This is a genomic window from Microbacterium sp. zg.Y1084, from assembly GCF_024623595.1.
GTDB classification, from domain to species: Bacteria; Actinomycetota; Actinomycetes; order Actinomycetales; family Microbacteriaceae; genus Microbacterium; species Microbacterium wangruii.
Map to the genome: position 1 here is coordinate 178,609 of NZ_JANJGV010000003.1, position 26,341 is coordinate 204,949.

Genomic DNA, 26,341 nt, shown 5'->3' on the forward strand with positions numbered 1-26,341 from the left:
AGAGGTTGAGCCGGCGCGACGGGAGTGATCCCGGCGGGGCACCGCGTCGTCAGGGGCGGGTTCCGCCCGGCCCCACCATCCCGTCGCCGGGGCCGCCCATGCCGCCCGCACGCTGCTGACCCGCGACAGCGGTCGACAGCGTCCGGCCATCGGAGGTCAGGGTGTAGGTCTCGCCGTTGACGAGTTCGGGCGCGGAGAAGACGACGTTCTGCACCTGCTTGGCAGAGATGACCGTGCCCAGCTGCTCGCCCTCGGCAGAGACCACGGTCAGCTCGGTGCCCTCGGGAACTCCGGTGACGGTGAACTGCACGCTGGCCTGCGCGGAGTCGGCCGAGGGGGCCTGGGCCATGCCGGCGGAGCCCAGCGCGAACAGCGTGCCCGCCTCGATGGTGATGCCGGCGTCCGCGTCGAGCGCGCCCTCGCCGCCGCTGGTCGGCCCCTGCACGATCGTCGACCCGCCCGTGATCACGATCGACCCGTTGGCGTCCAATCCGTCGCCGTCGGCGTCGACGCGCAGGTCGCCTCCCGAGATGACGAGGGTGAGCTCGGCGGTGCCGGCATCCGGCTCCGAGACATTGATGCCGTCATCGCCGGCGGTGATCTCGATCGACCCGTCGGTGATGGTGATCTGGCCGGCCTCGAGGCCTTCGACCGAGCGGGGGACGGTGACCTCGCCCCCCGACACGACCAGCTGAAGCTCGGCGTGCGCGCCGTCGTCGCCCGAGGCGAGGGTCGCGACGGTGCCCGCAAGGTGCACGTACGCGTCGGTGTCGACGGCGTCGTCGGCTGCATCGATCGTCAGTGTGCCGCCCTCGAGCACGGCGATCGTGCCGGCGACCACCCCCTTGGCGCCCGACTCGGGGTCGCCGGCCGCTCCGCCTCCGGCGGTGATGTCGACGCTCCCGCCGGTGAGCACCACATCGGTGGACGCGTCGATGCCGTCGTCGCCCGACGACACCGTGACGGTGCCGCCGGCGATGTCGACGTACCCGCGCTCGGCGTGCTCCTCGTCGTCGGACGTGAGCCCGTCGTCCCCGGCGGTGATGTCGAGCACCCCGTCGCGGACGACGAGGTGGTCGGTCCCGCGGATGCCGTCGCCCACGGCGTCGACCGTGATCTCGCCGGAGCGGATGACCAGGCCGCCGGCCGAGGCGATGCCGTCGCCGCCGTTCCCCGCGACGGCGAGGGAACCCTCGCCCGTGATCGTGAGGTCGGCCGCGCTGTGCAGGGCGGCGTGCGCGTCGGCGTCGTCCGGATAGGTGCGCGCATCGCTCAGCACGTTCGAGGATCCGCCCGCGAGCACGACGGCCGCCTGGCCGGCCGAGCGGATGTCGATGGCCGCGCCGTCGGAGTTGGCCACGTCGACGTCGTCGAGCACGAGGGTCACCGCGGCGTCTTCCGCGGCGGCCACGACGATCTGCCCGTCGAGCTCGCCGGAGAGGCGGTAGGTGCCTGCGGCGGAGATCGTCACGGTGGAGCCGTCGATCGTGACGGCGCCGGACGGCGAGGCGGTCGCCGTCGAGCCGGCGAGGTCGATGGTGACGGCATCCGCGAGGGCCACGTCCGCCGAGTCGGCGGAGTCGTCGGGCTGCTCGTTGCCGGCGCGCACATCGGCGGCGGTGGAGAAGCCGTCGAGGGTGGCGTCCACGGCGGGCGCGGACGACTCAGGCTGAGGCGTCGCGGCGCCGGCGCCGGTGCCGGCCGTCGAAGCATCGGTGGCGCACCCGGCGAGGGTCAGCGCCAGGGCGGTGGGGGCGGCCACCAGCCAGCGCCGGCGGCGGGAGGGGCGGGCGTCGTCGCGCGGTGTCATGGATGCTCCTTTCCAGCGGAGAAGTGGCGCACCCGGGCACGGTGCGACACCATCCATTGAGCTCCTCACTGCTATGGGGAACCTATGGCGCTCCCATGTCCTGGGTGCGAATCCGGGGTGCCACTCGTGGTGGGCGGAGTCGTCGTGTCGACGGCGTCGCGCAGCGGCCGGCGCATGACGCTCCAGTAGTGGGCCGGGGTGGCGCGGGTCAGCAGGTCGACGACCCGGGCCTGGCCGCCGATGAAGGTGCGGGCACGGCGCTGCACGGTGGCGGCCACAATCCGCCGGGCGGCATCCTCAGGCTCGGTCCGGTACATGGCCGCCTGCGCGGCGGCGGCGCGCCGGGCGACGGCGGGATCCAGTGCTGCGGCATACCGGCCGCGCAGCACGATCCCCGTCTTCACCCCCGCCGGGTACACCGCCCCGACCGTGACGGGGGAGCCGGCGAGCTCATGGCGCAGAGCCTCGCTGAACCCGCGCACGGCGAACTTGCTCATGGCATAGGGGACGCGCCCGGCGGGGGCGGCGAGGGCGTAGACCGAGGCGAGGTGGGTGATGTGGGCGGCGGGGGCGCGCCGCAGCGCCGGGAGCAGCGCCTGGGTGATGTTCACCGTGCCCCACAGGTTCACGTCCATGAGCCACCGCATCTCGGCCATCGTGAGCTGCTCGATCGAGCCGAGCATGGATGACCCGGCGCACGTGATGAGCGTCTGCAGCTGCGGGTGGGATGCCGCGATCGCCGCGGCCGCCGCGGTGACGGCATCGTCGTCGGTGAGGTCCACGACGTGGACGGTGTGACCCGTGCCGGGAAGCGACGCCCGCACGGCATCCATCCCCACCTCGTCGCGGTCGACCAGGGCGATGCGGGCGCCGGCCGCGGCCAGCTGCCTGGCCGTCTCCGCGCCCATCCCGGCCGCTGCCCCCGTGATGACGCTCGTGGCTCCGTGCACCCGCAGTGGTCGCATCGCCCGCCCCCTTCGCCGCCGGCTCCCGTGGGTTCGATTCTGGCGCACCCCCCGCCGTAGGATCGATCAAGGGGGGATGCCGTGACCCAGCGCAAGAAGCCGAAGCAGGACGACATCGTCGCCGAGGGGCTCTACATCGCGTCCGCCGCGACCCGGCTGACGCTGAAGAACCGCATTCTGGTGGACCTCCTCACCGGCGCCGAGGGGTTCGAGGTCGCCCGGTTCCTCCCCGATGCCCGCGAGACGCTGCTGAACCTCGCGGCCGAGGCGCAGGCCGACGCGGAGCGCGCCGAGCGGGACCGCAAGGCCGCCCGAGGCCGCCACACCGACTCCGACGGCACGCACGACTACCGCAGTCGCGACGTGCGCAACCTCCGCAAACGCCGCAAGCAGTCGGAGAAGATCGCGAAGGAACTGCGCGAGCGCGCGGAGGATCCCGAGGAGCTCACCAGGCTCGTCGACGACGCCCGCGACGCGGCGTGGGCGGAAGTGGCCAAGAACATCGACCGCAACCTGCGCATCGAGGCAGCCCGCCCCGACCTGGACCCGGATTACCAGACCATGCGTCAGGCGCGCATGCAGGCGCTGCGCATGGTGGACCTGCCCAGGCTGCGCGCCCACCGCCGCGCGGTGGACCAGGCGGCGGCGGAGCGCGCGGACGCCGCCGAGACCCGCTGACACGCCCGGCTCGCGCAGCCCGATTCGCGCACTGCGCCCGCGTCGGGTAGGCTTTACGACGGCCCGCACGACAGTTCGGACCATGCGCCCGTAGCTCAATGGATAGAGCATCTGACTACGGATCAGAAGGTTAGGGGTTCGAGTCCCTTCGGGCGCACACTGTGTTGAGACAGTAACGAAAGGCCCCGGTTCGCCGGGGCCTTTCGTGTTTCTCAGGCGCCCCGCCACGGCAGGCCGGCGCCGCTCCTGCGCACCCCTTGCAGTCTCCGCGACGAGTGCTAGTCTATTCGCGCAGTTGAGTCGAGACGACTCAACTTTTGAGACTGCACAAGGATGCCGGGCGTCCGGCACTGCTCAAGAGGAGACGAGAATGGCGAACTACGACCCGCTCCGTGACCTGGAGCGTTTCGCGAACACCCTGATGGACCCCGCCCGCCGCGGCCCGCGGCAGATGCCGATGGACCTCTACCGGGAGGGTGACCACTACGTGCTCGAGGCCGATCTGCCCGGCATCGACCCGGGGTCGGTCGACATCGACGTCGACGGTCAGCTGCTGACCATCCGCGCGGAGCGCACGATCAACGTGGGTGAGGGCGTGAAGTGGATCACCCGCGAGCGCGAAGCCGGCAGTTTCCTGCGCCAGCTGAGCCTCGGGCAGGGCCTCGACACCGAGCGCATCGCCGCGACCTACCGCAACGGTGTGCTGAGTGTGAAGATCCCCGTCAGCGAGAAGGCCAAGCCCCGCAAGGTCGAGGTGACGACCGAGGACTCGAACCCTTCGATGCAGGTGAGCGAGTCGCCGCAGGCGTGACCATCGCCTGATCGGCGGAAGCCCCGGACCGGCCAGGTCCGGGGCTTCTGTCGTAGGCTCGAGGTGTGAGCGCGTACGTTTCGGCGTTCGAGCTGTTCTCCATCGGCGTTGGACCCTCGAGCTCCCATACCGTCGGTCCCATGCGGGCCGGCCGTGACTTCGCCGACCGCCTGCGCGCGTCGGGGCGGCTCTCCCACGTCGCCCGCGTCACCTGCGCGCTCTACGGATCGCTCGGCGCGACCGGCATCGGCCACGGCACGCCCGACGCCGTCGTGGCGGGGCTGCAGGGCGCCGCCCCCGAGACGGTCGACCCCGAGGACGTCCGCCACGCCTGGACCCACTGGCCCGAGGGCGCGCCGCTGCAGCTCGCCGGCACCCACCCCGTTCCCTTCGCCAAGGCCGACGTGGTCTTCGCTCCGCGTACCCGGCTGCCCGGCCACCCCAACGCCATGACGGTGACGGCGACGGATGCCGACGGCGCCACGGTCGCCGAGGAGACGTACTACTCCGTCGGGGGCGGGTTCATCCGCCGCGACGGCGAACCCGCGCGGGTCGCCGCCCACCCCTTCCCGCTCGCCTATGAGAGCGCCGACCAGCTGCTGGCGCTGTGTGACGAGCGCGGCATCACCATCGCCGAGGCGGCCCGCCTCAACGAGCAGGCGCTACGCAGCGAGGAGGAGGTCGCCGCCGGGCTCGACGCGATCTGGGACGCGATGGCCGCCTGCGTCGAGGCAGGGCTCGCCGCCGACGGCGTGCTGCCGGGCATGCTGAAGGTCAAGCGCCGCGCCGGGGTGATCCGCGGCCAGCTCGAGGAGGCCGAGGCCGACGGCCGGCGCGAGCTGCCGGGCGAGTGGCTCGGCGCCTTCGCCCTCGCCGTGAACGAGGAGAACGCCTCCGGCGGCCGGGTCGTGACGGCTCCCACGAACGGGGCGGCCGGCATCCTCCCCGCCGTCGGCATGTACTGGTGGCGCTTCCTCGCCGACTCCGGGCTCGGGTCGGGCAATGCCGTCACCCCGTACGGCGAGCTCGTCGGCAGTGCGCTGCTCGGGTTCCATCCGGCGTCTCCGGCCCTCGGCGGAGAGGCCGACGCTCCCGACCCCGACGCCCCGGCGCTCGCCGACGCGAACCGCCGCCGCGGCATCCGCCGTTTCCTGCTGACCGCGACGGCCCTCGGGTCGCTGTTCAAGGCGAACGCGTCGATCTCCGGCGCCGAAGGCGGATGCCAGGCCGAGGTCGGCTCGGCGTGCGCCATGGCCGCCGCCGGGCTCACCGCGGTGATGGGCGGCACCAACCGGCAGATCGAGAATGCCGCCGAGATCGCGATGGAGCACCACCTCGGGCTCACGTGCGACCCGGTCGGCGGGCTCGTGCAGATCCCCTGCATCGAGCGCAACGCGATCGCGGCCTCCACGGCGGTGACCGCGTCACGTCTCGCACTGCGGGGGGACGGCACGCACTACGTGTCGCTCGACGCGGTCGTCGAGACGATGCGGCAGACCGGCATCGACATGTCGACGAAGTACAAGGAGACCAGCGAGGGCGGGCTCGCCGTCAACGTCATCGAGTGCTGACCTCGCGCCGCTCTGCCGAGTAGGATCGAGCCACCCGAATCCCGGTCCGTCAGCAAGGATGCCGATGTCCGCCACTCCTGCCACCGCTCCCACCCGCGCCCGCCTGCCGCGCGTCGCCGGACGCACGTGGTGGGTCGTCGTGCTCGTCGGCTTCGTGGGGCAGCTGGCGTGGACCGTCGAGAACATGTACCTCAACGTGTTCGTCTACGACACGATCACCACCGACCCCACCGTCATCGCGGTTCTGGTGGCCGCATCCGCCGTCGCGGCGACGCTGTCGACCATGGTCGTGGGCGCCTGGTCCGACCGGGTGCGCCGGCGTCGGCCGTTCATCGCGATCGGCTACATCCTGTGGGGACTGACCACGGCGACCTTCGGCTTCGTGCAGCCGTCGGCCGGCGCCCAGGCCGCTCAGGTCGTGGGCACCGCCGTGGTCGCCATCATCCTGCTGGACTGCGTGATGTCGGTGTTCGGCTCGGGGGCGAATGACGCCGCGTTCAACGCGTGGGTGACCGACGCCACGAAGCCCGCCGACCGTGGCCGGGTGGACTCGGTGCTCTCGGTGCTGCCGCTGATGTCGATGCTGCTGGTGTTCGGCCTGCTCGACGGGCTCACCCAGGCGGGCGAATGGAAGCTGTTCTTCGGCATCATCGGCCTCGCCACGGCGGCGGTGGGCGTGCTGGCCTGGTTCCTGGTGCGCGATGCCCCCGGCATCCGCGCGACGCCGGACGGCTACCGCCGCGCCGTCGTGCACGGCCTGCGGCTCGCGACGATGCGCGCCCATCCGCGGCTCTACACGCTGCTGGTGGCCTGGGCGATCATCGGCATCAGCTCGCAGGTGTTCTTCCCGTACCTCATCATCTACATCCAGCGGTATCTGCGGATCGACGGCTACCCGATCGTGCTGGCGAGCGTGCTGACCCTCGCCGCCGTCATCAGCGTGGTGGGCGGGCGGCTGGTGGACCGCGTCGGCAAGACCCGGGCGATCCTGCCGGCCGTGCTGTTCATGATCGTCGGGCTCGTCGGCATGTTCGTGGTGCGGGACATGCTCAGTGTGATCGTCTTCGGCACCGTCATGATGGGCGGGTTCCTGCTGTCCACCGCGTCGCTGTCGGCGAGCGTGCGCGACGCGACGCCGTCCGACCGCATCGGCATGGTGCAGGGGCTGCGCATGATCTTCGTCGTGCTCATCCCCATGGTCATCGGCCCCTTCATCGGGTCGGCGGTCATCATCGGGGCGAATGAGACCTACGTCGACCTGGGCGTGGTCAAGCAGGTCCCCACGCCGTGGATCTTCCCCGCCGCCGCCGTCGTGGCCCTCTTCGTCGTGGTGCCGCTCATGGCGCTGCGCCGCCTGCCGCAGCCGGTGGATGCCGCATGAGTGCTCCCATGCTGACCCCCTGGGGGGAAGGGCTCGACCGCGAAGCCCCGCTGCCGGAGTACCCGCGCCCGCAGTTGGTGCGGGAGGGCTGGACCAATCTCAACGGCGTCTGGGCCTATGCCATCACCCCGTTCGCGGCGTCCGACGCGGCTGCGGCATCCGACCCGCTCGCGGTCGCCGACCCGCTGGCGGCACCGGCCGCCTGGGACGGCGAGATCGTGGTTCCCTTCTCGCCCGAGACCCCGCTGTCGGGCGTCGGCCGAGCGGTCGGGGCGGGCGAGACCCTCTGGTACCGGCGCACCTTCACGCTGCCCAGGGCGGTGCACGCCGATGAGCGCGTGCTGCTGCACTTCGGCGCGGTCGACCAGTCGTGCCGCGTCGCGGTGGACGGCGTCGAGGTGGGCGGCCACACCGGCGGCTACCTGCCCTTCACGCTCGACGTGACCGGTGCCCTGGGCGACGGCGCCGCGCACGAGGTCACGGTGTCGGTGCGCGATGTGACGGATGCCGCGTGGCTCGCCCGCGGCAAGCAATCCAGTCGGCGCGGGGGCATCTGGTACACGCCGCAGTCGGGCATCTGGCAGACGGTGTGGCTCGAGATCGTGCCGCGCAGGGCGGTGGACCGGCTGGTGCTGACCCCCGACCTCGCCGGTGCCGCGGTCGAGGTCACGGTCGAGAGCAGCCACGGCGCGGGCGCCGAGGCCGACGTCGAGATCCGCGCGGCCGGCCAGGTGGTGGCCGCCGCCACCGTGCCCGTGGGCGAGGCCACGCGCATCGACCTCCCCGCCCCGGTGCGGCCCTGGTCGCCCGAGGATCCCTTTCTCTACGACGTGACCGTCGCCCTGGGCGAGGACCGCGTCGACAGCTACGTCGGGATGCGCTCGTTCGGCGTCGGTGTGGACGACCGCGGCCACGCGCGACTGCTGCTCAACGGAAAGCCGCATCTGCCGGTGGGACTCCTCGACCAGGGGTACTGGCCCGACGGCGGGTACACCGCCCCGAGCGACGCCGCGCTGCGGTACGACATCCGCCTCGCGAAGCGCCTCGGCTACACGATGCTGCGCAAGCACATCAAGGTCGAGCCGCTGCGCTGGTACCACCACTGCGACCGGCTCGGCATGCTGGTGTGGCAGGACGCCGTGAACGGCGGCGGGCGCTACCGCCCCGCCGTGATCACCGCTCCCGTCCTCGGCGCACCCGCCCTCGACGACACCCGCTACGGCCGGTTCGCCCGGTCGGATGCCACAGGCCGGGAGCGCTTCGAGGCGGAGCTGGTGGAGATGATCGAGCACCTGCGCAGCGTCGTCTCGCTGTCGCTGTGGGTGCCGTTCAACGAGGGGTGGGGCCAGTTCGACGCGGCGCGGATCGCGGGTGCCGTCGCCGCCCTCGATCCCACCCGTCCCGTTGACCACGCCAGCGGGTGGCACGACCAGGGGGCCGGCGACCTGCGCAGCAGGCACGTCTACTTCCGGCCGGTGCGCCTGCCGCGGCGACGTGATGCGCACGGTCGCGTGGAGGCGGTGACCGAGTACGGCGGCTACAGCCTGGCGGTGCCGCAGCACACCTGGGCTGCAGAGGTCTTCGGGTACCGGCGCTACCGCTCGCGGGCGACGCTGCAACGGGCCCTGGAGCGGCTGCACGACCGCGAGATCGTCCCGGCCATCGAGCGCGGCCTCGCGGCGACCGTCTACACCCAACTGTCCGATGTCGAAGACGAGGTCAACGGCATGGTGACCTACGACCGGCGCTTCGTGAAGGTGGACGAAGTCGCCGTGCGAGAGATGAATGAACGGCTGCAGCAGGCGGCATCCCGCCTGGGCGGCCCTCGAGAGGAGCATGCGTGACGCTGCGCGAACTGACAGAGAACATCTCCCTCACCGCCGGCGACGGCCGGGTGCTCAACGCCGACGCCGTCGGCTGGGCGCGGCAGCCCGTGGTTGACGCGTCGCGCGTGCACTCCCGTTCGTGGGGCCGCAACAAGCGCTGGGAGTACTGGAACGTCATCACGCCCTCGCACATCCTGGCGCTGACGGTGTCGTCCATCGACTACGCCGCGGTGCTGGGCGTCTGGATCTTCGACAGGGCGACCGAGCGCACGTGGCAGGCCGACGCGACGGTGATCCCGCCGCGCGGGGTGGAGCTCGCCTCGCGGCTGGAACACGGCTCGTCCCGGGCTCGGGCGAAGGGGCTCGAGATCGATATCGACGAGGTCGCCGAGGGGACGCGCCTGCGGGCACGGATCGCCGATGCCTCGTTCGACGTGGTGGCGCAGCTGCCACCGGGGCATGAGCGGCTCGCCGTCGTCGTCCCGTGGAGCCCGCACCTGTTCCAGTACACCGTCAAGGACGTCGCGCGGCCGGCGGTCGGCAGCGTCACCGTCGACGGCGTGCGGTCGGACGTCACCCCGGGCGAGTCATGGGCGGTGCTCGACCACGGCCGGGGCCGGTGGCCGTACGACGTGCAGTGGAACTGGGGCGCCGGATCGGGGCGGGATGCCGCCGGGCGGGTGTTCGGCATCCAGGTCGGCGCCCGGTGGACCGACGGCACCGGGTCGACCGAGAACGCGATGCTCGTCGACGGGCGGCTGCACAAGATCCACGAGGAGCTCGCCTGGGATTACGACATCGCGATGTGGCGGCGACCGTGGCGGGTCACCGGCGGTGGGCTGGATGCCACCTTCGCCCCGTTCTACGACAAGGTGAGCCGCACGAACCTCGGCGTGCTCTCCTCCCGCACCGACCAGTGCTTCGGCCATTGGTCGGGCACGTTCACCACCGAGGACGGGGAGCGGGTCGAGTTCCGCGACATCCTGGGCTTCGCCGAAGAGGTGCACAACCGCTGGTGACGAGGCCCGGCGTCAGTTCTGGCGCAGCTTGCCCGCGAGATCGCGCAGCAGGCGCAGCTCGTCGTCGTCGAGCACCGACATGCGGCGGGCGATCGACTGCCCGTGGCGACCGGCGAGGCGGCGGAACACCTCCGCCCCCTCGGTGGTGGCCTGCAGGATCGAGCCGCGACCGTCGGAAGGGTCGGCGCACTTCGTGAGCAGTCCGCGGGTGACCATGCGGTCGACCAGGCGCGACACGCTCGGCTGACTGATCAGCATGTTGGCGGTCACGTCGCGCAGGCGTGCGGTGTGGTCGGGCAAGCGGGTGACCGTCAGCAGCACGTCGTACTCGGCCTGGGTCAGCTCGGCCCCGTCGAAGTCGCCGCGGATCTCCTCGAACACCTCGTGCTGTGCCCGGAACAGCGCCTCCCAGGCATCCACGGCGAGGCGGCGGTCGGTCATGGGGACAACTGTAGACCCGGGGCGGCCACGGCCGGGCAGCGCCGGACAGCGCGGGGGGCGTGCACGCCCCTAGGCTGAGCGCATGGTGCAGGTGCTCAGAAGGATCGCTCTGACGTTCGCCCTGATGCTTCTCGGACTCGCCGCGTCCGCGGGCGCGCTCGGCCCGGTCGCGACCGATGTGGACGACTTCACGTTCGACAGCCTCGACGCCGACTACACCCTCACGCGCGCCGAGGACGGCACGAGCCGGCTGCGCGTGGTCGAGACGTTCGTTGCGGTCTTCCCCGACGCCGACCAGAACCGCGGCATCCGCCGGCTGCTGCCGACGTCGTACAACGGGCAGCCCCTGCACCCGCAGCTGGTGTCGGTCACCGATGAGAACGGCGCCGCGCGTCCGGTGGAGACCGAGGACGACGGCGACGCGTTCTCGATCACCTCGCGGTCGGACTCGTACCTGCGGGGGGAACAGACCTTCGTGATCACCTACGACCTCGAGAACGTCACCTGGACGTTCGAGGGCGGCGGGCAGGAGTTCTACTGGGACGTCAACGGCGTCGACTGGGCGCAGCCCTTCGGCGAGGTGACGGCGCGGGTGCACATCGACGCCGCGCTCGCCGCCGACCTCACGGGGCGGCAGGCCTGCTACGCCGGGGAGCAGGACACGACCGACCCCTGCCCGATCACCGCGACCGAGGAGCCCGACGGCGCGGTGACCGTGGCGGCGGAGGCAGTGGGCCTCGGGCCGCACGAGACGATGACGATCGCCGTCGGGTTCGCGCCCGACACGTTCGTGCTGTTCGACTCGTCGTACCTGGCGTCGGGATGGGGCTGGGCGCAGTCGGCGTCGGCTCTCGTGCTGGCAGGGGCCGTGGGCGGCGCGGTGTGGACGCGGCGCCGGTTCCTGCGCGACGCCCCCGGCCGGTCGACGATCATCGCGGAGTACACGCCGCCGCCGGGGGTGGATGCGCTCGAGAGCGCAGTCATGCTCGGCAAGACCTCGAAGGCGATCCCGGCGGAGGTGCTCGAGCAGGCCATCGTGGGGTCGATCCGCATTCTGGAGGGGTCGAAGCGGGTCTTCGGCGGCACACGGCTGCAGGTGGAACTGATCGACCCGTCGCGGGCCGACCGCGATGGCCGCATGCTGCTCGACGGGCTCTTCGGCAAGGGCGCGCAACCGGGGGCGATCTACGAGTTCGGCAAGCAGGACACACGGCTGTCGCGCGTGGCGTCGAAGATCCTCAAGGAGGCCGGCGAGGAGCTCGAGAGCCGCGGCGTGCGCCGCTCGGTTCCGGCGCGCGTGCGCACCTGGCCCGCGGTCGCTCTGTTCGTCGCGACCGTGCTGGTGATCGTGTTCGGTGGCCTGGCCCTGTCGGCATCCGTCAACGAGGCGGTGCCGCTGGTGCTGATGGTGGCGGCGGGCATCGCGCTGGCCGTCGGCCTCGGGATGGTGTTCCACCGGCCGCTGACGGATGCCGGCGCTGAACTGCGCGACCACCTGGCGGGGCTGAAGGTCTTCATCGATTGGGCGGAGAAGGACCGCATCCGCATGCTGCAGTCGCCGCAGGGCGCCGAGCGGCGGCCGGTGGACGTGAACGACCCGCGGCAGATGATCCACCTGTACGAGACGCTGCTGCCGTACGCGGTCGTCTTCGGCCAGGAGAAGAAGTGGGCCGACGAGCTCATGGTCTACTACGGCGACGCGGGGTACACCCCGAGCTGGTACTACGGCGCCGCCGCGTTCAACGCCGCCGCGTTCTCCTCGAGCATCGCGTCGCTGTCGAGCGCGGCGATGTCGTCGTCGTCGACCACCGGCGGATCCACGGGTGGCGGATCCGCCGGCGGTGGCGGCGGTGGCGGAGGCGGCGGCGGGGTCTGACGCTCACCGCGGCCGCGGTGGGCGTGTGGCAGTCAGCTGCTGCGGCGCATCGCGCGGATGCCGACGGCGAGCCCGACCGCCGCGAGCGCCAGGGCGGCGACCCACCCCCACATCACCGGGGTGCTGCCGATGTCACCCGCGAGCAGTGCCCGCTCGGCCTGCACGACCCCGCTGATCGGGTTCACGGCGGCGACGGCGCGCATCCATCCCGGCGCTGCCTCGAGGGGCAGCAGCATGCCCGACAGGATCAGCAGCGGGAAGATGAGCGTCTGCTGCACGCCCCAGAAGAGCCATTCGCGGTCGCGCGTCGCGAGCGCCAGCGCATACGACAGCGACCCCAGCCCGACGCCGAACACCGCGAGCAGCGCGAGCCCGACCATGAGCCCGAGCGGGTGGATCGAGAAGCCGAACGGCCAGGCGATCAGCACGATGAGAAGGGCCTGCACGAGGATCGGCACGACCTCTTTGAGGGCGCGGCCGACGAGCAGCGACGAGCGCACCAGCGGGGCGACGAGCGTGCGCTCGTGCGAGCCGGTCATCATCTCGTACTGCAGGTTCGAGCCCGTGGCGCCCGTGCCGAACAGCACGATCATCACCAGCACCCCGGGCACGAACCACTGGAGCGTCTCGGATGCCGGCGCGCCGGACGTGCCGATCAGCAGCGGCGCGAACAGCCCGAGGAAGACCAGCGGCTGCACGAGGCTGAAGATGAGGGTGAACGGGTCGCGCACCACAGGGCGCATTTCGCGCGTGAGCACGTGCCAGGTGTCGCGCGCGGCGTGAGGGCGCACGGACGTGTCGCGGCGGGCGACGTCGGGGCGGGCGGTGGCGGTCATCGGGCGACTCCTGTCGGCTGGGCAGCGGCGGGTGCCGCGTCGGTCGTGTCGATCTCGGCTGCTGCCGCGCCCTCGCCGGCGTCGCGCAGGGTGCGTCCGGTCAGCGCCAGGAACACGTCGTCGAGGGTGGGCGGCACGCCGGTGGCACGGGTGACGGCGATGCCGGCCTCGTCCAGCGCGCGGATCGCGGCCGGCAGCAGCCGGTCGCCGTCGGGCACGGTGAGGGTGAGGGATGCCGCGTCCTCGCGCCGGACATCGCTCTCGGTGAGGCGGCGGACCACGGGAAGTGCGGCATCCGCGTCTGCCGGATGATCGAAGCCGAGCGTGAGCAGGTCGCCGGCGAGTTCCGCTTTCATGCGGGCGGCGGTGTCGTCGGCGATCACGCGGCCGCGGTCCATCACCATCACCCGCTCGGCGTACCGATCGGCTTCCTCGAGGTAGTGCGTGGTGAGGAACACCGTCGTGCCGTGCGTGGCACGCAGATCGAGGATGTGCTGCCACAGGTTCGCCCGGCTCTGGGGGTCGAGGCCGGTGGAGGGTTCGTCGAGGAACAGCAGCGGCGGTGCGTGCATGAGGCCGAGCGCGATGTCGAGGCGCCGCTTCTGGCCGCCCGACAGCTGCTGGACCGCCCGTGTCGCGAACGGCGCGAGGTCGAGCGATTCGATGAGCTCGTCGGCGCGCGTGACGGAGGCGGCGCGCGAGAGCCCGTAGAAGGCGCCCTGGCTCAGCAGCTCGTCGCGCACACGCTGCGAGAAGCTGCCGCTGGTGAGCTGCCCGACGTAGCCGATGCGGGCGCGCACGCCCGCAGGGTCGCGCAGCACGTCGTGCCCGACGACGCGCGCCGTGCCGTCGGTGGGAGGCAGCAGAGTCGTGAGCATGCGCAGGCTCGTGGACTTGCCGGCGCCGTTGGGACCGAGGAAGGCGACCAGCTCGCCGGCGGCGACCTGGAAGGTGAGATCGGTGACCGCTTCGACGGTCTTCTTCTTGACGGTGAAGCGCTTGGTGAGTCCCCGCGCTTCGAGGATGGGTTCGTTCGACATGCGCCGACCGTACGCACTATCGCGGACACATCAGGTCCGCAACGTGCGGCAGACTCTCGATCATGTCCGACACCACCTCTCGTGCTCTGACACTGCTGAACCTGCTCCAGACCCATCGGCACTGGCCCGGGTCGGAACTCGCCCAGCGCCTCGGCGTGACCGAGCGGACGGTGCGCCGCGATGTCGAGCGGCTGCGGGAGCTCGGCTACCGCATCGAGTCGTCGCCGGGCGCGGCCGGCGGATACCGGCTCGAGGCGGGGAGCGCGGTGCCGCCGCTGCTGCTCAACGATGACGAGGCCGTCGCGATGGCGATCGGCCTGCGCATCGCCGCGACGCAGCGCTTGATCGGTGGTGCCGAGACGGCGCTGACAGCGCTGGCCAAGCTCGAGCAGGTGCTCCCTGCGGCGCTGCGGCGGCGGGTCATGGCGCTCGCGGACACCGTGCATCCCGTCCGCGTCGGCGGGGGAGAGGCGGCCTCGACGGCGGTGCTCGGTGAGCTCGCGCTCGCGTGCCGCGACTCCGAGCGGGTGCGCTTCAGCTACACGTCGGCGGCGGGGGAGATGACGCGCCGTCGGGTCGAGCCGCACTACCTGGCTCCCGCCGACCGGCACTGGTACCTGCTGTGCTGGGATCTGGAGCGCGACGACTGGCGCACCTTCCGTGTGGACCGGCTGTCGGATGTGGAGCACACGCGCGTGCTGTTCGAGCCGCGCCCGCTCACCCCGGAGGAGGTCGACGAGTTCATCACGGTCGCCCGATCGTGGGTGCGTCAGCCGGTGGAGACGGACGTCGTGATGGACCTGCCGCTGGACACCATGCGCGCGTCGTTCGGGCAGTGGGGTCAGGGGGCGACCGCGGAGGATGCCGACCGCACGCGGTGGCCCGTCGGCGGCGCGGACTGGCGCGAGACGATGTATGGCATGTCGTGGATCCCCGACGGCGTGCCGTTCACCACAGATCTCGCCGAACCCCACCGCGCCGAGATGCGTGAGGCCCTCGTACGGATGCTGGCTGCCCTCGACGCCCCACCGCCGCCGCGCGCCTGACCGGCGTCATCGCGGGTTGGTCGTCGGGCCGAGCGAGGAGGGGTCACGGTTCAGAACGGTGGCGGTGCGCCGCTCTGCGTCGCGGCGTGGAACTCAAGAGCGCGCTGCGGGACGTCCGAATACACGCGGCCCGTCGGACTGGTCCACATGAGAACCCCATCGGGCCTCTGGCGCACGGACCACGCGGTGTGGTGCTTGAGGGTGTGATGCCGTTTGCAGAGATGGGCGAGGTTGCACGCCTGGGTGGGTCCGCCGTGGGCGAAGTCGATCGTGTGATCGATGTCGCAGACCCACACGGCCGCACGGCACCCGGGGAAGCGGCAGTGCTCGTCGCGGCCGCGCAGCAGCAGCCGCTGGGCGCGGGACGGCCGGTACCGGTCGGCATCCTGAACATTGCCGGTCGCGGGGTCGATGAACAGCCGGTCCCACCCCGCAGCGGTGGAGGCATAGTGTCGGGCGGAACGTGCGTCGATGGGGCCATGGCTCTGGAGGGCCGCGGGGGCATCCGCTCCGGTGAGGGCCGCAACCGGTACGGTCACCTGGATGCGTGCCACGATCGCGTCGGTCTCGCAGATCGCGCCGTCGGATTCCGCGGCACTGGCGTGGCCGGTCAGCAGCAGGTCGCTGAAGGCGTCTGCGCGACGCTGGTCCATCGTGCGGGCCGGCAGCGCGCCCGAGTCATGCTCGTCGGCGTCGGCGTCGCCGTCGCCGTCGCCGACGTTCGACTGATCGACGAGAATGCGCGCGTACTGCGTGAGGCGATCCCGGATGCCGTGCGCCAGCGGCGCCGGGAGCAGCGCCACCACTTCTGCCATGCCGTCCTCGAGGTCCCGCACCCAGACGCGCCGTCCGGCGGCCGCCGTCGCGTGGCGCTCAGTGGAGGGAACGGGGTCGATGCGATGGGCGAGCATCGTGATGATCGGCTTGGCGCGCCCGGCGGTCTCCCGCTCCGCGACCGCGAGCGCCGCCTGCTCGAAGAGCGCTCGTGCGTCCGGGTCGGCGATGCGAGTTCCCACGTCACCGATCACCCGCAGATGCGCGATGTCGATGCGGCCATCCTGCAGCGACTGCACGGTGCTCGGGAACTGCCGCAGCATGGTGGTCGCCTCGTGGATGCGGTTCTGCATGCCGCGGTCCGATCGCCGCAGCGCCGCAGCGAGCTCCGCGGCGATCGATCGCAAGGGCATCTCCCGCTCGCGCTGAGCGCTGATCGGGATGCGGGCGGTCTGCTCGGCCGCGATCGCGCCGGCTCGTCCGAGCAGCGACAGCTGTCGGGCCTGCAAAGCCGCGATCTGCCGGTCGGTGTCGAGCATCTCCGCCACGACGTCGGACGCCGCGAGCGCGGCATCCGATGCGACGGGGGAGGTGTTCATGCCGCTATTCTCGCGCCAACCTCCGACATTGATCCCGGGGAAAGCCCAGGTCACACAAGGTTGTGAAAAGTCGGCATCCGCTCTCGTTGGGGAGGAGACGCATCGCCGTGGGCAAAAGTAAGGGCCGATCGGAGAGGCGTCCGACCGGCCCTTGTCCCTTTGCACCAAGAGTGTCCTGCAATCACATGCCGGTAGCTGCCACAGCAAAACAACTACCGTGCGAGCACTCTATAACGGAAAGATAACGAGGCACAAGCGTTTTCCGTTACCTTTTCGTGACCGCCTTTGGGGGCCGTTTTTCGACGGCCGGTCGCAACGTCGCCGGCTCGGATCAGGCTCGTCCGACCGGGGGCAGCGTCTCGCGCCGGGATGCGGCATGCTCGACGGATGGCAGGCGCACCGAACGGCTTCGAGTTCACGGTGAGGGGCGACCGTGTGGAGATCCGCCACCATGGACGGCTGGCGGCGACGCTGCGCAAGGCCTCTGCGATGAAGTTCCTCGACGATGTCGAGCGGGACGATCCGCAGCAGGTGATGGCGCGCATCACGGGGAACTACAAGCGCGGGAACGAACGGGCCGGCACGCACCGGCCGTGACGCCCGGTGGCGAGCGGAAGAGGGCGTGGACTGAGCCCTGAGTTCTGCGAGGTGTTCGACGACGGGCAACTCAGGCGGCAACGCGTTGCGTTGATCCGGTGAGCGCCGCGAAAAACCCCGGCTGGGTGCGAAAGTGGGCCGGCAGAGCCGATGGCGTCGCACGTCGTGCGTCGATTCTGCGAGATGCATTGCGCACAACTCAATCCCGTGCGATGCTTCCCCGATGACCGAGCCGCAGCACACGGACGAGCGCGCCATCGACGGGATGCTGTGCTTCTCGCTGTATGCCGCCAGCCGTGCGACGACGCAGGTGTACCGCCGGCTGCTGAAGCCGTCGGGGCTGACCTACCCGCAGTACCTCGTGCTGCTCGAGCTCTGGGAGCATGAGCCGCTCACCGTCAGCGACCTCGGTCGCGACCTGGCGCTGGATTCCGGCACGCTGTCGCCGCTGCTGTCCCGCCTCGAGAACCTCGGCCACGTCGCCCGCACCCGGTCGACGGCCGATGCGCGGGTGGTCACGATCGCCCTCACCGCATCCGGCCGCGCGCTGCGCGCAGAGCTCGCCCACGTGCCGGGCGAGGTCTTCCGCTGCATGGCGGTGTCGCCGGCCACCGCGCGGGCCATGCTCGCAAACCTCCGTGCCTATACCGACGCCGTGGAGGCGTCGAACATCGCGGCATCCGTCTGACCGACCCCATTTCCGCCACCGGAACACACACCCAGGAAGGTTCACCATGGAAACCATCTACACCGCCGAGGCCCTCGCCACGGGAGAAGGCCGCAACGGCCACGTGGTCACGGCCGACGGGATGCTCGACGTCGACGTGCGCGTGCCGAAGGAGATGGGCGGCGCGGGAGGCGCCCTCAACCCGGAGCTGCTGTTCGCCGCGGGCTACGCGGCGTGCTTCCACAGTGCCCTGCTGAGCGTCGCCCGCCGCGAGAAGGTCGCCCTGCACGACACGAGCGTCGGTGCGCGCGTGGGTATCGGCTCGAACGGCGAGGGTGGCTTCGGTCTGGCCGTCGAGCTCGAGGTCGTCATCCCCGACCTGCCCGCCGAGCAGGCTCAGGCGCTGGCGGATGCCGCGCATCTGGTCTGCCCCTACTCCAACGCCACGCGGGGGAACATCGACGTCGTCGTGCGGGTCGTCGAGGACTGAGCCGGCGGTTCTCTCGGTCGTGACCGGCCCTGTCGGGGCGGAAAGGTAGTCCCTGATGCGCCCGAGGGGCAAGGGGAACCACGGTATTGGTCACGAAAGCTCAGGTGCCGCTTAGCTGTACCGGTCACTACAGGCGCCGCGCACACCGGCCGGCGCCCTCCCGACGAAAGAGAGAAACCCATGCTCTGGACCATCCTCGGACTCCTGCTCGTCGGCCTCATCGCCGGCTTCATCGCTCGCGCCATCATCCCCGGCAAGCAGAGCATGAGCATCGTGATGACCATCGTCCTCGGTGTCGTGGGCTCCTTCGTGGGAGGCTTCCTCGGCTTCCTGCTCTTCGGAGCCGACCCCGAAGGCGGCTTCCTGCAGCCCGCCGGCATCATCGGCTCCATCCTCGGCGCGATCCTCGTGCTCGCGATCTACGTCTTCGCCACGCGCCGCAGCGGCGTTCGCACCCGCTGATCGGCTGAGGGCTGCGGAGAGTCGTACTCGACCGCTGAGACTGCCCGACGGGGGCTGCGCGACATGGCGCAGCCCCCGTCGTCGTTCTCGCCGCCCGGCCGGTGAGCCCGCGCCCCGCCGTCGCCGCGCAACCGTTCCGGTGCGTGTGTACTCTCGGAGCGTGCGCCGCGGTCACCCGAACCGCCGCGCTTTCTGCTCCCCGTGAAAGGCCCATCGGCACGCCGTGTACTCCCTGCTCCTCACGATCATCTACGTCGCCTTCGTCAGCCTCGGCCTGCCCGACTCGCTCATCGGCGCCGGCTGGCCGGTGATGCACCGGGACCTCGGTGTGCCGCTGTCCCTCGCCGGCATCATCACGATGGTGATCGCGGGCGGCACGATCCTGTCGAGCCTGGCCTCCGAGCGGGTCACGCGACGCTTCGGCGCCGGACTCGTCACGGCCGTCAGCGTGGGGATGACCGCCGCCGCCCTCGTCGGCTTCTCCTTCTCGGACTCGTTCTGGATGCTGTGCCTCTGGGCCATCCCCTACGGGCTCGGCGCCGGTGCGGTGGATGCAGCGCTCAACAACTACGTGGCGCTGCACTACGCGGCGCGGCACATGAACTGGCTGCACAGCTTCTGGGGCCTCGGCGCCTCGATCAGCCCGTTCATCATGAGCTTCGCGCTCACCTCGGGCATGGGCTGGTCCAGCGCCTATCTCATCGTCGGCCTCATCCAGGTGGCGCTCACCTTCGTACTGCTGGTGAGCCTGCCGCTGTGGGGCAGGGTGAACGCGGTCGTGCCGCCGGGGAGCAGCACCGAACGCGACGACGTTCACCCGGATGCCGTTGACGCGCCCGGCCACGGACGCACCCACGTCCCGCTCGCCCAGGCCCTGCGCATCCCCGGCGTCGCGCTGATCCTGACGGCGTTCTTCGCCTACTGCGCGCTGGAGTCGACCGCGCTCCTGTGGGCGTCCACGTGGCTCGTCACCGACCGCGACGTCCCCGAGGCCACCGCCGCGGCCTTCGCCTCACTGTTCCTCCTCGGCATCACCGGCGGACGCTTCCTCGCGGGATTCTTCGCCGACCGTCTGGGGGACCGGGCGCTCATCCGAGGCGGATTCGCCACGGTCGGTCTCGGCGCCGTGCTGCTCGCGCTGCCTCTCGAGACCGACGCGGTCGCCCTCGCCGGCCTCGTGCTCACCGGCCTCGGCGCCGCGCCGATCTATCCCGCCATCATCCACTCGACCCCGGTCAACTTCGGACGGCGCAACTCGCAGGCCATCATCGGCATCCAGATGGCGGCCGCCTACACCGGCTCGACCTTCGCACCGCCGCTGTTCGGCCTGCTCTCGGCGTGGTTCGGCCTGTGGCTGTTCCCGCTGTTCATCGGCATCCTCGCGATCATGGGCGTCGTCATGTCGGAGCGACTCAACCGGCTCATCGACCGACGCAGGCGCGTCGGGCGGCCCGCGGGCTGATCCCCGGTCCGTCCGCTGCGCAGGACCCGCGCCGTGCGGCGTGTGACTTCCCGTTCACCTGATCCCCGCCGTCGCACCGCGCGCACGCCCGCGACGCAGCGGCTCACTCCGCGACGCCGGCGTTCAGCCGCTCTCCGCTGTCGACGTCGAAGACGTGGATGCGCCCGGGCTTCGGGGTGGCCGAGACCGTGTCCCCGACGGCCGGGTGGACCCGGCCATCGACCCGGGCGATGATCGGGATGCGCTCGCCGTCGATGTCGGCGTGTCCGTAGAGGTATCCGTCGGCGCCGAGTTCTTCGACGAGGTCCACGGTGATGGCCAACCCTGCGTCGGAAGCGCTCCCGATGGCGATGTCCTCCGGTCGGACGCCGATGGTGACGCGAGGTCCGGCGGACGCGGCGACGTCGCGCTCGATCGGAACGGTGGCGCTGCCGAACCGCATGCCGTCCGCGGTCACGTGCGTGGAGAACAGGTTCATCGCGGGGGAGCCGATGAAGCCGGCGACGAACACGTTGACGGGGTGCTCGTACAGATCGCGCGGTGTGCCCAGCTGCTGCAGTGCACCGTCGGCCAGCACGGCGATGCGGTCGCCCATGGTCAGCGCTTCCACCTGATCGTGCGTGACATAGACGGTGGTGACGCCCAGGCGTCGCTGCAGTGAGGAGATCTGCGTACGGGTCTGCACGCGGAGCTTGGCGTCGAGGTTCGACAGCGGCTCGTCCATGAGGAAGACCTGGGGCTGGCGCACGATGGCACGACCCATCGCGACACGCTGACGCTGCCCGCCCGAGAGGGCCTTCGGCTTGCGGGTCAGGTACTCCTCGAGGTCGAGCAGCTTGGCGGCCTCGAGCACGCGGGCGGCGCGCTCTTGCGTGCCGACGCCGGCGATCTTCAGGGCGAAGCCCATGTTCTCGGCGACGGTCATGTGCGGGTACAGCGCGTAGTTCTGGAACACCATCGCGATGTCGCGGTCCTTCGGCGGGACGTCGGTGACGTCGCGGTCGCCGATCAGGATGCGGCCCGCGTTCACCTCTTCGAGGCCGGCCAGCATGCGCAGCGAGGTGGACTTGCCGGAGCCCGACGGCCCGACCAGCACCAGGAACTCGCCGTCGGCGATGTCGAGATCCAGCTTGTCGACCGCGGGGCGACGCACGCCGGAATACGCGCGCGTCGCCTGGTCGAAGGTCACTGTCGCCATTGTCTCTTTCCTTTCGCCGGCGGTACGCGCCGGTAGATCCGTGGTGAGGGAGTTGCGGGGCCGAGGTCAGGCGGCCGCGTCGGCACGTTGCGGCTGCCGCACGTCGTGGAGGGCTTCGGACCAGGCGACGAGCTGGTCGAACAGGATGCCGAGGTGGGCGGACTGCTGGGGCCCGGGGGTGAAAGTGGCGAAGTTCTCGAACTCGGTCATGAGGGAGAGGGTCAGGGTCTGGCGCACGGTGGCGACTTGGAGCTCGGCGAGCACGAGCCGCAGGTGCTCGATCGCGCGTGCTCCGCCGACCCCGCCGTATCCCACGAGCGCGGCCGCCTTGTTGTTCCACTCGCTGTACAGGTAGTCGATCGCGTTCTTGAGCACGCCGGATGTGGAGTGGTTGTACTCGGGCGTGACGAAGATGTACCCATCGAACTGGGCGATCTTCTCGGACCACCGCCGCGTGTGGTCGTTGCTGTACTGACCCGACATCGCCGACATCGGCTCATCGAGGTGGGGGAGCACGTAGTCGGCGAGGTCGACGAGCTCGAAGTCGGCGTCGTCGCGCGGGGCGGCCTGCGCGAGCACCCAGTCCGCGACCTGCTTTCCGTTGCGGCCGGGACGGGTGCTTCCGAGGATGATGGCGATCTTGGTCATTGCTGCACTGCTCCTTCTGTGTGTCGTTCGTGTTCATCGATCAGCAGACGCAGGTCCGCCGCCGGGAGATGGGCGCCGAAGGCCGGATGGCCCGGCTGCAGCACGACGCCCGCAGCGAGGGGACCGACGATGACGGGGTCGAACCCGAGGGCGTCGACGAAGTCCGCCACGCGCGCGAGGTCGGTGGCGCGGTCTCCCGCGATCGCGATCGCTTTGCGGCCCATCGCGCCGGTGGGTCGTGCCTCTTCCTCGAGGTCGTGGTAGCCCATGTGGTTCAGCGCCTTCACGACGCGCGAGTCCGCAAGGAAGCCCTGGACGATCTCGCTCGTGGAAGTGCGCGGGTCGTCCAGGTCGTCGCGGATGCCGTCGGTCTCCCACCAGTAGTTCATCGCGTCGACGACGAGCTTGCCGTCCAGTTGCGTGAGGGGGAGGCGGCGGTGCTGGCCCAGAGGCAGGGCGAGCACGACGATGTCCGCCTCGCCCGCCGCCTGTTCTGCACGCACAGCGGTCGCCCCGGGTGCGAGCACGTCGATCGTGAGAGCGATCCGCTCGCGATCCCCGGAACCGGCGACCAGGACGCGGTAGCCAGCGGCCAGGGCGAGGCGCGCGAGAACCGTGCCCACTTTGCCGGCACCGAGGATGCCGACGGTCGTCGTGCTGCGGCTGGTGATGTCCATGTGGTCGTTCTCCTTCACCGCCGGAACGCTGCACCGGTCATCGCCCGACGGCCAGGGGCCTCGGCGAGCATCTCGCGGACCATCGGGATCACCTTCGTGCCGTACAGCTCGACGGCACGGAGGCGGGCACTCGCGGCGAGGGCCCCGCCGGCGGCGTAGGTGAGATCGAACCGACCGACGTCGAGCGTCGAGATGGCATCCGCCATCTTGCGGGCGACGGTCTCGGGCGAACCGACGTACAGCGAGCCCCGCCCGACGTCGGCCTCGAACTGCGACCGCTGCACGGGCGCCCAGCCGCGCAGCGCCCCGATGCGGTCGTGCATGACCTTGTAGCCCGGGTAGAAGAGCTCCTTGGCTTCGGCATCCGTCTCGGCGATGAATCCGGGGGAGTGCATGCCCACGGGGTAGGCGGTCGTACCGAGCTGCTCCGTCGCCCGTCGATACAGGTCGACATACGGCGCGAAGCGAACGGGTGGGCCGCCGATGATGCCGAGCATGAGCCGGAATCCGTAGTGAGCCGTGCGCAGCACCGACTGAGGGGTGCCGCCGACCCCGACCCACGTGCGCAGCCGGCCGGAGTCGGTCTTCGGGAAGACGTCGGCTTCGTGCAGGGGCGCGCGCGTCGTTCCTTCCCACGTGACCGGCTTCTCGTCGAGGAGCGCATGGAAGAGGTTGATCTTCTCGTCGAACAGCACCTCGTAATCCGAGAGGTCGTAGCCGAAGAGCGGGAAGGACTCGGTGAAGGATCCGCGGCCCAGGATGACCTCGGCGCGCCCGTTCGAGAGAGCGTCGACGGTGGCGAAGCGCTGGAACACCCTCACCGGGTCATCGGAGGACAAGACGGTGACGCCGGAACCCAGTCGGATCCGTTCGGTCGCGGTGGCGATGCCCGCCAGCACGGTCTCGGGCGACGAGATCGCGTACTCGGGCCGGTGGTGCTCGCCGACGGTCATGGCATCGATGCCGATGTCGTCGGCGAGCACGGCCTCGGCCAGGGTGGCGCGGATCGCTTCCGCGTAGGAGACGACGGCACCACGGTCGTTGCGTGGCAGATCGCCGAAGGTGTCGATGCCGAACTCCAGCTCGGTCGTCATGGTCCCATCCCTCCCGTCGCCGGTCCCTCCGGATTGACGTGTCAATGCCCCAACCGTAGGATTGACGTATCAATTCCCGGGGAGGCGGAATGGGCGAGAAGCACCGGTCGATGCCCACACCGGAGCAGCTGCGCATATGGCGGGAGTACATCGAGACGGCAGAGGCGCTGCGCACGCGCCTCGCGAACCGACTGCAGACCGACTCGGGCCTGTCAGCGGGCGACTACCAGGTGCTGATCGCTCTCACGGAGGCCCCGGAACACACGCTCCGCTCGTCGGAGCTCGCGACGGTGATCGGGTGGGAGCGCAGTCGCCTGTCGCATCATCTGGGACGGATGGAGAAGCGGCAGCTCATCGGCAGGGCGCCCTGCGCCGACGACGTGCACGGGGTGGACGTGACGGCGACGACGCACGGCCGCGAGGCGTTCCGCGCGGCATCCGTCCCGCACCTTCGCGCCGTGCGGGAGCTGTTCCTCGACGCGCTCACCCCCGAGATGCTCGCCCATGTCGACGAGATCGCCACCGCTCTGAGCCGGCACCTCGCGCCGGGTGCGGTGTCAGGGGTTCCCGTGGCGAGCCGATGATCCCCCTCATCAGAGGGTGATGAGCAGCCCGCCGAGCGCGTCGCGGTCAGCCGATCTCGCCGCCGGCGACCGTTTCGGCGAGCGCGTGCACGCGGGGGAGGTGGTGGGCGCCGTAGAAGTCCGCCGACGTCAGGCGAGCGGCATCCGCTTCGGACGGGACCCCGCGCCCGAGCACCGCGACGGCGGCGAGGGCGTGCATCCAGCCGCCCGAAAGCGTGCCCAGCAGCATCAGGTAGGGCACGCTGACGGCGTACGCGTCGCGCGGCGACCCGGCGAACCCGAGCAGGTCGTCGGTCGCGCGGCGGGATGCCGCGAGAGCCCGTTCGAGCCGGTCGGCGGTGCGGGCGGCGACGGGGTGGTCGAAGCCGCGCAGGCGTGCCACGGTCTCGTCGATCCGGCCGAACAGCTCCGACACGGTCGCGCCGCCGTCGCGCAGCACCTTGCGGCCGACGAGGTCGTTGGACTGGATCGCCGTGGTGCCCTCGTAGATCGTGGTGATGCGCACGTCGCGGTAGTGCTGCGCCGCGCCGGTCTCCTCGATGAAGCCCATGCCGCCCTGCACCTGGATGGCATCGCTCGTGACGGTGATGGCATCCTCGGTCGTCCAGCCCTTGAGGATCGGCACGAAGAACTCGGCCAGCTTCACCAGGGAGCCGTCGGTGTCGGCACGATCGAGCAGGTCGCCGACATAGACGCCGAGCGCGCGCATCGCGAAGATCTTGCTCGACATCGACAGCAGCAGGCGGCGCACATCGGGGTGCTCGGCGATCGGCGTGCCGGCCGGGCGCTCCAGCACGCCGCCCTGCAGGCGGTCCGCCGCATACGCCGCGGCCTGCTGATAGGCACGGTCGGCGATGCCCGTCGCCTGGAAGCCCATGCCCGCGCGGGCGGAGTTCATCATGACGAACATGCCCGCCAGGCCCCCGCCGACCTCGCCGACGAGGTAGCCGGTGGCGTCCTCATAGGCGAGCACGCAGGTCGGGCTGCCGTGGATGCCGAGCTTGTGCTCGATCGCGACGGTGGTGATGGTGTTGCGGTCGCCGAGCGACCCGTCGTCGTTCACGAGCACCTTGGGGGCGACGAACAGCGAGAGTCCCTTCGCGCCGTCGGGGGCGCCGGGGGTGCGGGCGAGCACCAGGTGCACGATGTTCTCCGCGACGTCGTGGTCGCCCCAGGTGATGAAGATCTTCTGGCCGCGGATCGCCCAGCTGCCGTCGCCCTGCGGCGTGGCCATCGTGCGGATCGCGCCGAGGTCCGTGCCGGCATCGGGCTCGGTGAGGTTCATCGTGCCGGTCCACTCGCCCGAGACGAGCTTCGACAGGTACGTCTCGCGGATCTCATCGGATGCCGCAGCGTCGAGGGCGTGCACCTGGCCTGCCGTCAGCAGCCAGCAGAGGGCGAACGCCGCGTTCGAGGCGTTCCAGATCTCGCCGAGTCCTGCGCGCACGGCGCCGGGGAGGCCGTCGCCGCCGGCGGAGACGGGAGCCTCGGCCGTGACCCAGCCCGCCTCGACGAACGCGCGGTACGCCGCGGCGAACCCGTCGGGCAGACGCACCTGGCCGTCTTCGAGGCGCGCGCCGACGCGGTCGCCGATGGCCTCGAGCGGCGCGATGACCGAGGCGGCGAACTCGCCTGCGCCCGCGATGATGTCCGTCGCGTCTTCCGCGGTGAGCTCACCGGCTGTGGCGCGCGCGACGAGGTCCTGACCGAAGGCGTCGGTGAAGAGGAACGCATAGTCCTCGACGGGCGGCGTGTATGCGGACGCGTCAGCCATGACGTACTCCTGTGC

The 26,341-nt window shown here is 71.0% G+C and carries 25 protein-coding genes and 1 tRNA gene; 15 read left to right on the forward strand and 11 right to left on the reverse strand.

The window, feature by feature from the left end:
- Window positions 1-49: 49 nt before the first annotated feature.
- Both NQ165_RS05305 and NQ165_RS05310 read right to left on the reverse strand, forming a co-directional pair.
- Complete coding sequence (locus tag NQ165_RS05305; protein ID WP_257526220.1) at window positions 50-1,810, reverse strand: carbohydrate-binding domain-containing protein; 1,761 nt, start codon at window positions 1,808-1,810, stop codon at window positions 50-52.
- A 71-nt stretch (window positions 1,811-1,881) separates the two neighbouring features.
- Entirely contained in the window at window positions 1,882-2,775 is an 894-nt protein-coding gene (locus NQ165_RS05310; protein ID WP_257526219.1) for an SDR family oxidoreductase, read from the reverse strand.
- Window positions 2,776-2,856: 81 nt separating this feature from the next.
- On the opposite strand from NQ165_RS05310, the gene NQ165_RS05315 reads away from it, so the two are divergent.
- The 7 genes from NQ165_RS05315 (at window position 2,857) to NQ165_RS05345 (ending at window position 10,061) form a co-directional block, all read left to right on the forward strand.
- On the forward strand, window positions 2,857-3,453 hold the full coding sequence (locus NQ165_RS05315; protein ID WP_257526218.1) for an asparagine synthase: 597 nt from the start codon (window positions 2,857-2,859) through the stop codon (window positions 3,451-3,453).
- An 84-nt stretch (window positions 3,454-3,537) separates the two neighbouring features.
- Window positions 3,538-3,610, forward strand: a tRNA-Arg gene (locus NQ165_RS05320).
- A 213-nt stretch (window positions 3,611-3,823) separates the two neighbouring features.
- The gene (locus NQ165_RS05325; RefSeq protein WP_257526217.1) at window positions 3,824-4,264 is read left to right on the forward strand and encodes an Hsp20/alpha crystallin family protein; all 441 of its coding nucleotides are present in this window, start codon (window positions 3,824-3,826) and stop codon (window positions 4,262-4,264) included.
- A 65-nt stretch (window positions 4,265-4,329) separates the two neighbouring features.
- Window positions 4,330-5,835 carry an L-serine ammonia-lyase, iron-sulfur-dependent, subunit alpha gene (locus tag NQ165_RS05330; protein WP_257526216.1) on the forward strand — a complete coding sequence of 502 codons (1,506 nt, stop codon included), beginning with the start codon at window positions 4,330-4,332 and terminating at the stop codon, window positions 5,833-5,835.
- A 64-nt stretch (window positions 5,836-5,899) separates the two neighbouring features.
- Entirely contained in the window at window positions 5,900-7,216 is a 1,317-nt protein-coding gene (locus tag NQ165_RS05335; protein WP_257526215.1) for an MFS transporter, read from the forward strand.
- A complete protein-coding gene (locus tag NQ165_RS05340; RefSeq protein WP_257526214.1) occupies window positions 7,213-9,060 on the forward strand; it encodes a glycoside hydrolase family 2 protein in 1,848 nt (615 codons plus the stop codon). Before NQ165_RS05335 ends, NQ165_RS05340 begins: the two co-directional genes overlap by 4 nt.
- Window positions 9,057-10,061, forward strand: coding sequence for a DUF2804 domain-containing protein (locus NQ165_RS05345; RefSeq protein WP_257526213.1), 1,005 nt, complete (start codon window positions 9,057-9,059; stop codon window positions 10,059-10,061). Before NQ165_RS05340 ends, NQ165_RS05345 begins: the two co-directional genes overlap by 4 nt.
- 12 nt (window positions 10,062-10,073) lie before the next feature.
- On the opposite strand, the gene NQ165_RS05350 is transcribed toward NQ165_RS05345, so the two are convergent.
- Window positions 10,074-10,502 (reverse strand): MarR family winged helix-turn-helix transcriptional regulator, encoded by a 429-nt coding sequence (locus tag NQ165_RS05350; protein ID WP_257526212.1) that lies wholly within the window; start codon window positions 10,500-10,502, stop codon window positions 10,074-10,076.
- Window positions 10,503-10,584: 82 nt separating this feature from the next.
- On the opposite strand from NQ165_RS05350, the gene NQ165_RS05355 reads away from it, so the two are divergent.
- On the forward strand, window positions 10,585-12,378 hold the full coding sequence (locus NQ165_RS05355; protein ID WP_257531970.1) for a DUF2207 domain-containing protein: 1,794 nt from the start codon (window positions 10,585-10,587) through the stop codon (window positions 12,376-12,378).
- A 32-nt stretch (window positions 12,379-12,410) separates the two neighbouring features.
- On the opposite strand, the gene NQ165_RS05360 is transcribed toward NQ165_RS05355, so the two are convergent.
- On the reverse strand, window positions 12,411-13,214 hold the full coding sequence (locus tag NQ165_RS05360) for an ABC transporter permease (protein WP_257526210.1): 804 nt from the start codon (window positions 13,212-13,214) through the stop codon (window positions 12,411-12,413).
- Entirely contained in the window at window positions 13,211-14,254 is a 1,044-nt protein-coding gene (locus NQ165_RS05365; protein WP_257526209.1) for an ATP-binding cassette domain-containing protein, read from the reverse strand. Before NQ165_RS05365 ends, NQ165_RS05360 begins: the two co-directional genes overlap by 4 nt.
- A gap of 62 nt (window positions 14,255-14,316) precedes the next feature.
- Between NQ165_RS05365 and NQ165_RS05370 the strand changes: the two genes are divergently transcribed.
- Window positions 14,317-15,300 carry a YafY family protein gene (locus NQ165_RS05370; protein WP_257526208.1) on the forward strand — a complete coding sequence of 328 codons (984 nt, stop codon included), beginning with the start codon at window positions 14,317-14,319 and terminating at the stop codon, window positions 15,298-15,300.
- A 50-nt stretch (window positions 15,301-15,350) separates the two neighbouring features.
- Here NQ165_RS05370 and NQ165_RS05375 read toward each other — a convergent pair whose 3' ends face one another.
- Window positions 15,351-16,673: an HNH endonuclease signature motif containing protein gene (locus NQ165_RS05375; protein ID WP_257531972.1), complete on the reverse strand. Its 1,323-nt coding sequence runs from the start codon at window positions 16,671-16,673 to the stop codon at window positions 15,351-15,353.
- A gap of 387 nt (window positions 16,674-17,060) precedes the next feature.
- Between NQ165_RS05375 and NQ165_RS05380 the strand changes: the two genes are divergently transcribed.
- From NQ165_RS05380 to NQ165_RS05400, 5 genes are all read left to right on the forward strand, one after another.
- On the forward strand, window positions 17,061-17,270 hold the full coding sequence (locus NQ165_RS05380; protein ID WP_257526206.1) for a hypothetical protein: 210 nt from the start codon (window positions 17,061-17,063) through the stop codon (window positions 17,268-17,270).
- A gap of 223 nt (window positions 17,271-17,493) precedes the next feature.
- The gene (locus NQ165_RS05385; RefSeq protein WP_285181718.1) at window positions 17,494-17,958 is read left to right on the forward strand and encodes a MarR family winged helix-turn-helix transcriptional regulator; all 465 of its coding nucleotides are present in this window, start codon (window positions 17,494-17,496) and stop codon (window positions 17,956-17,958) included.
- 46 nt (window positions 17,959-18,004) lie between these two features.
- Window positions 18,005-18,427 carry an organic hydroperoxide resistance protein gene (locus NQ165_RS05390; protein ID WP_257526205.1) on the forward strand — a complete coding sequence of 141 codons (423 nt, stop codon included), beginning with the start codon at window positions 18,005-18,007 and terminating at the stop codon, window positions 18,425-18,427.
- A 180-nt stretch (window positions 18,428-18,607) separates the two neighbouring features.
- On the forward strand, window positions 18,608-18,889 hold the full coding sequence (locus NQ165_RS05395) for a GlsB/YeaQ/YmgE family stress response membrane protein (RefSeq protein WP_257526204.1): 282 nt from the start codon (window positions 18,608-18,610) through the stop codon (window positions 18,887-18,889).
- Window positions 18,890-19,112: 223 nt separating this feature from the next.
- Entirely contained in the window at window positions 19,113-20,351 is a 1,239-nt protein-coding gene (locus NQ165_RS05400) for a sugar MFS transporter (protein ID WP_257526203.1), read from the forward strand.
- A 103-nt stretch (window positions 20,352-20,454) separates the two neighbouring features.
- Here the strand turns inward: NQ165_RS05400 and NQ165_RS05405 are convergent, their stop codons facing one another.
- From NQ165_RS05405 to NQ165_RS05420, 4 genes are all read right to left on the reverse strand, one after another.
- The gene (locus NQ165_RS05405) at window positions 20,455-21,549 is read right to left on the reverse strand and encodes an ABC transporter ATP-binding protein (RefSeq protein ID WP_257531975.1); all 1,095 of its coding nucleotides are present in this window, start codon (window positions 21,547-21,549) and stop codon (window positions 20,455-20,457) included.
- Between the two features lie 66 nt (window positions 21,550-21,615).
- Window positions 21,616-22,197, reverse strand: coding sequence for an NADPH-dependent FMN reductase (locus NQ165_RS05410; RefSeq protein ID WP_257526201.1), 582 nt, complete (start codon window positions 22,195-22,197; stop codon window positions 21,616-21,618).
- Entirely contained in the window at window positions 22,194-22,892 is a 699-nt protein-coding gene (locus NQ165_RS05415) for an NADPH-dependent F420 reductase (protein ID WP_257526200.1), read from the reverse strand. Before NQ165_RS05415 ends, NQ165_RS05410 begins: the two co-directional genes overlap by 4 nt.
- Complete coding sequence (locus NQ165_RS05420) at window positions 22,889-23,968, reverse strand: LLM class flavin-dependent oxidoreductase (protein ID WP_257526199.1); 1,080 nt, start codon at window positions 23,966-23,968, stop codon at window positions 22,889-22,891. Before NQ165_RS05420 ends, NQ165_RS05415 begins: the two co-directional genes overlap by 4 nt.
- A 110-nt stretch (window positions 23,969-24,078) precedes the next feature.
- Between NQ165_RS05420 and NQ165_RS05425 the strand changes: the two genes are divergently transcribed.
- On the forward strand, window positions 24,079-24,552 hold the full coding sequence (locus NQ165_RS05425) for a MarR family winged helix-turn-helix transcriptional regulator (RefSeq protein WP_257526198.1): 474 nt from the start codon (window positions 24,079-24,081) through the stop codon (window positions 24,550-24,552).
- A 46-nt stretch (window positions 24,553-24,598) separates the two neighbouring features.
- Here NQ165_RS05425 and NQ165_RS05430 read toward each other — a convergent pair whose 3' ends face one another.
- Complete coding sequence (locus tag NQ165_RS05430; RefSeq protein ID WP_257526196.1) at window positions 24,599-26,326, reverse strand: acyl-CoA dehydrogenase; 1,728 nt, start codon at window positions 26,324-26,326, stop codon at window positions 24,599-24,601.
- Window positions 26,327-26,341 lie beyond the last annotated feature (15 nt).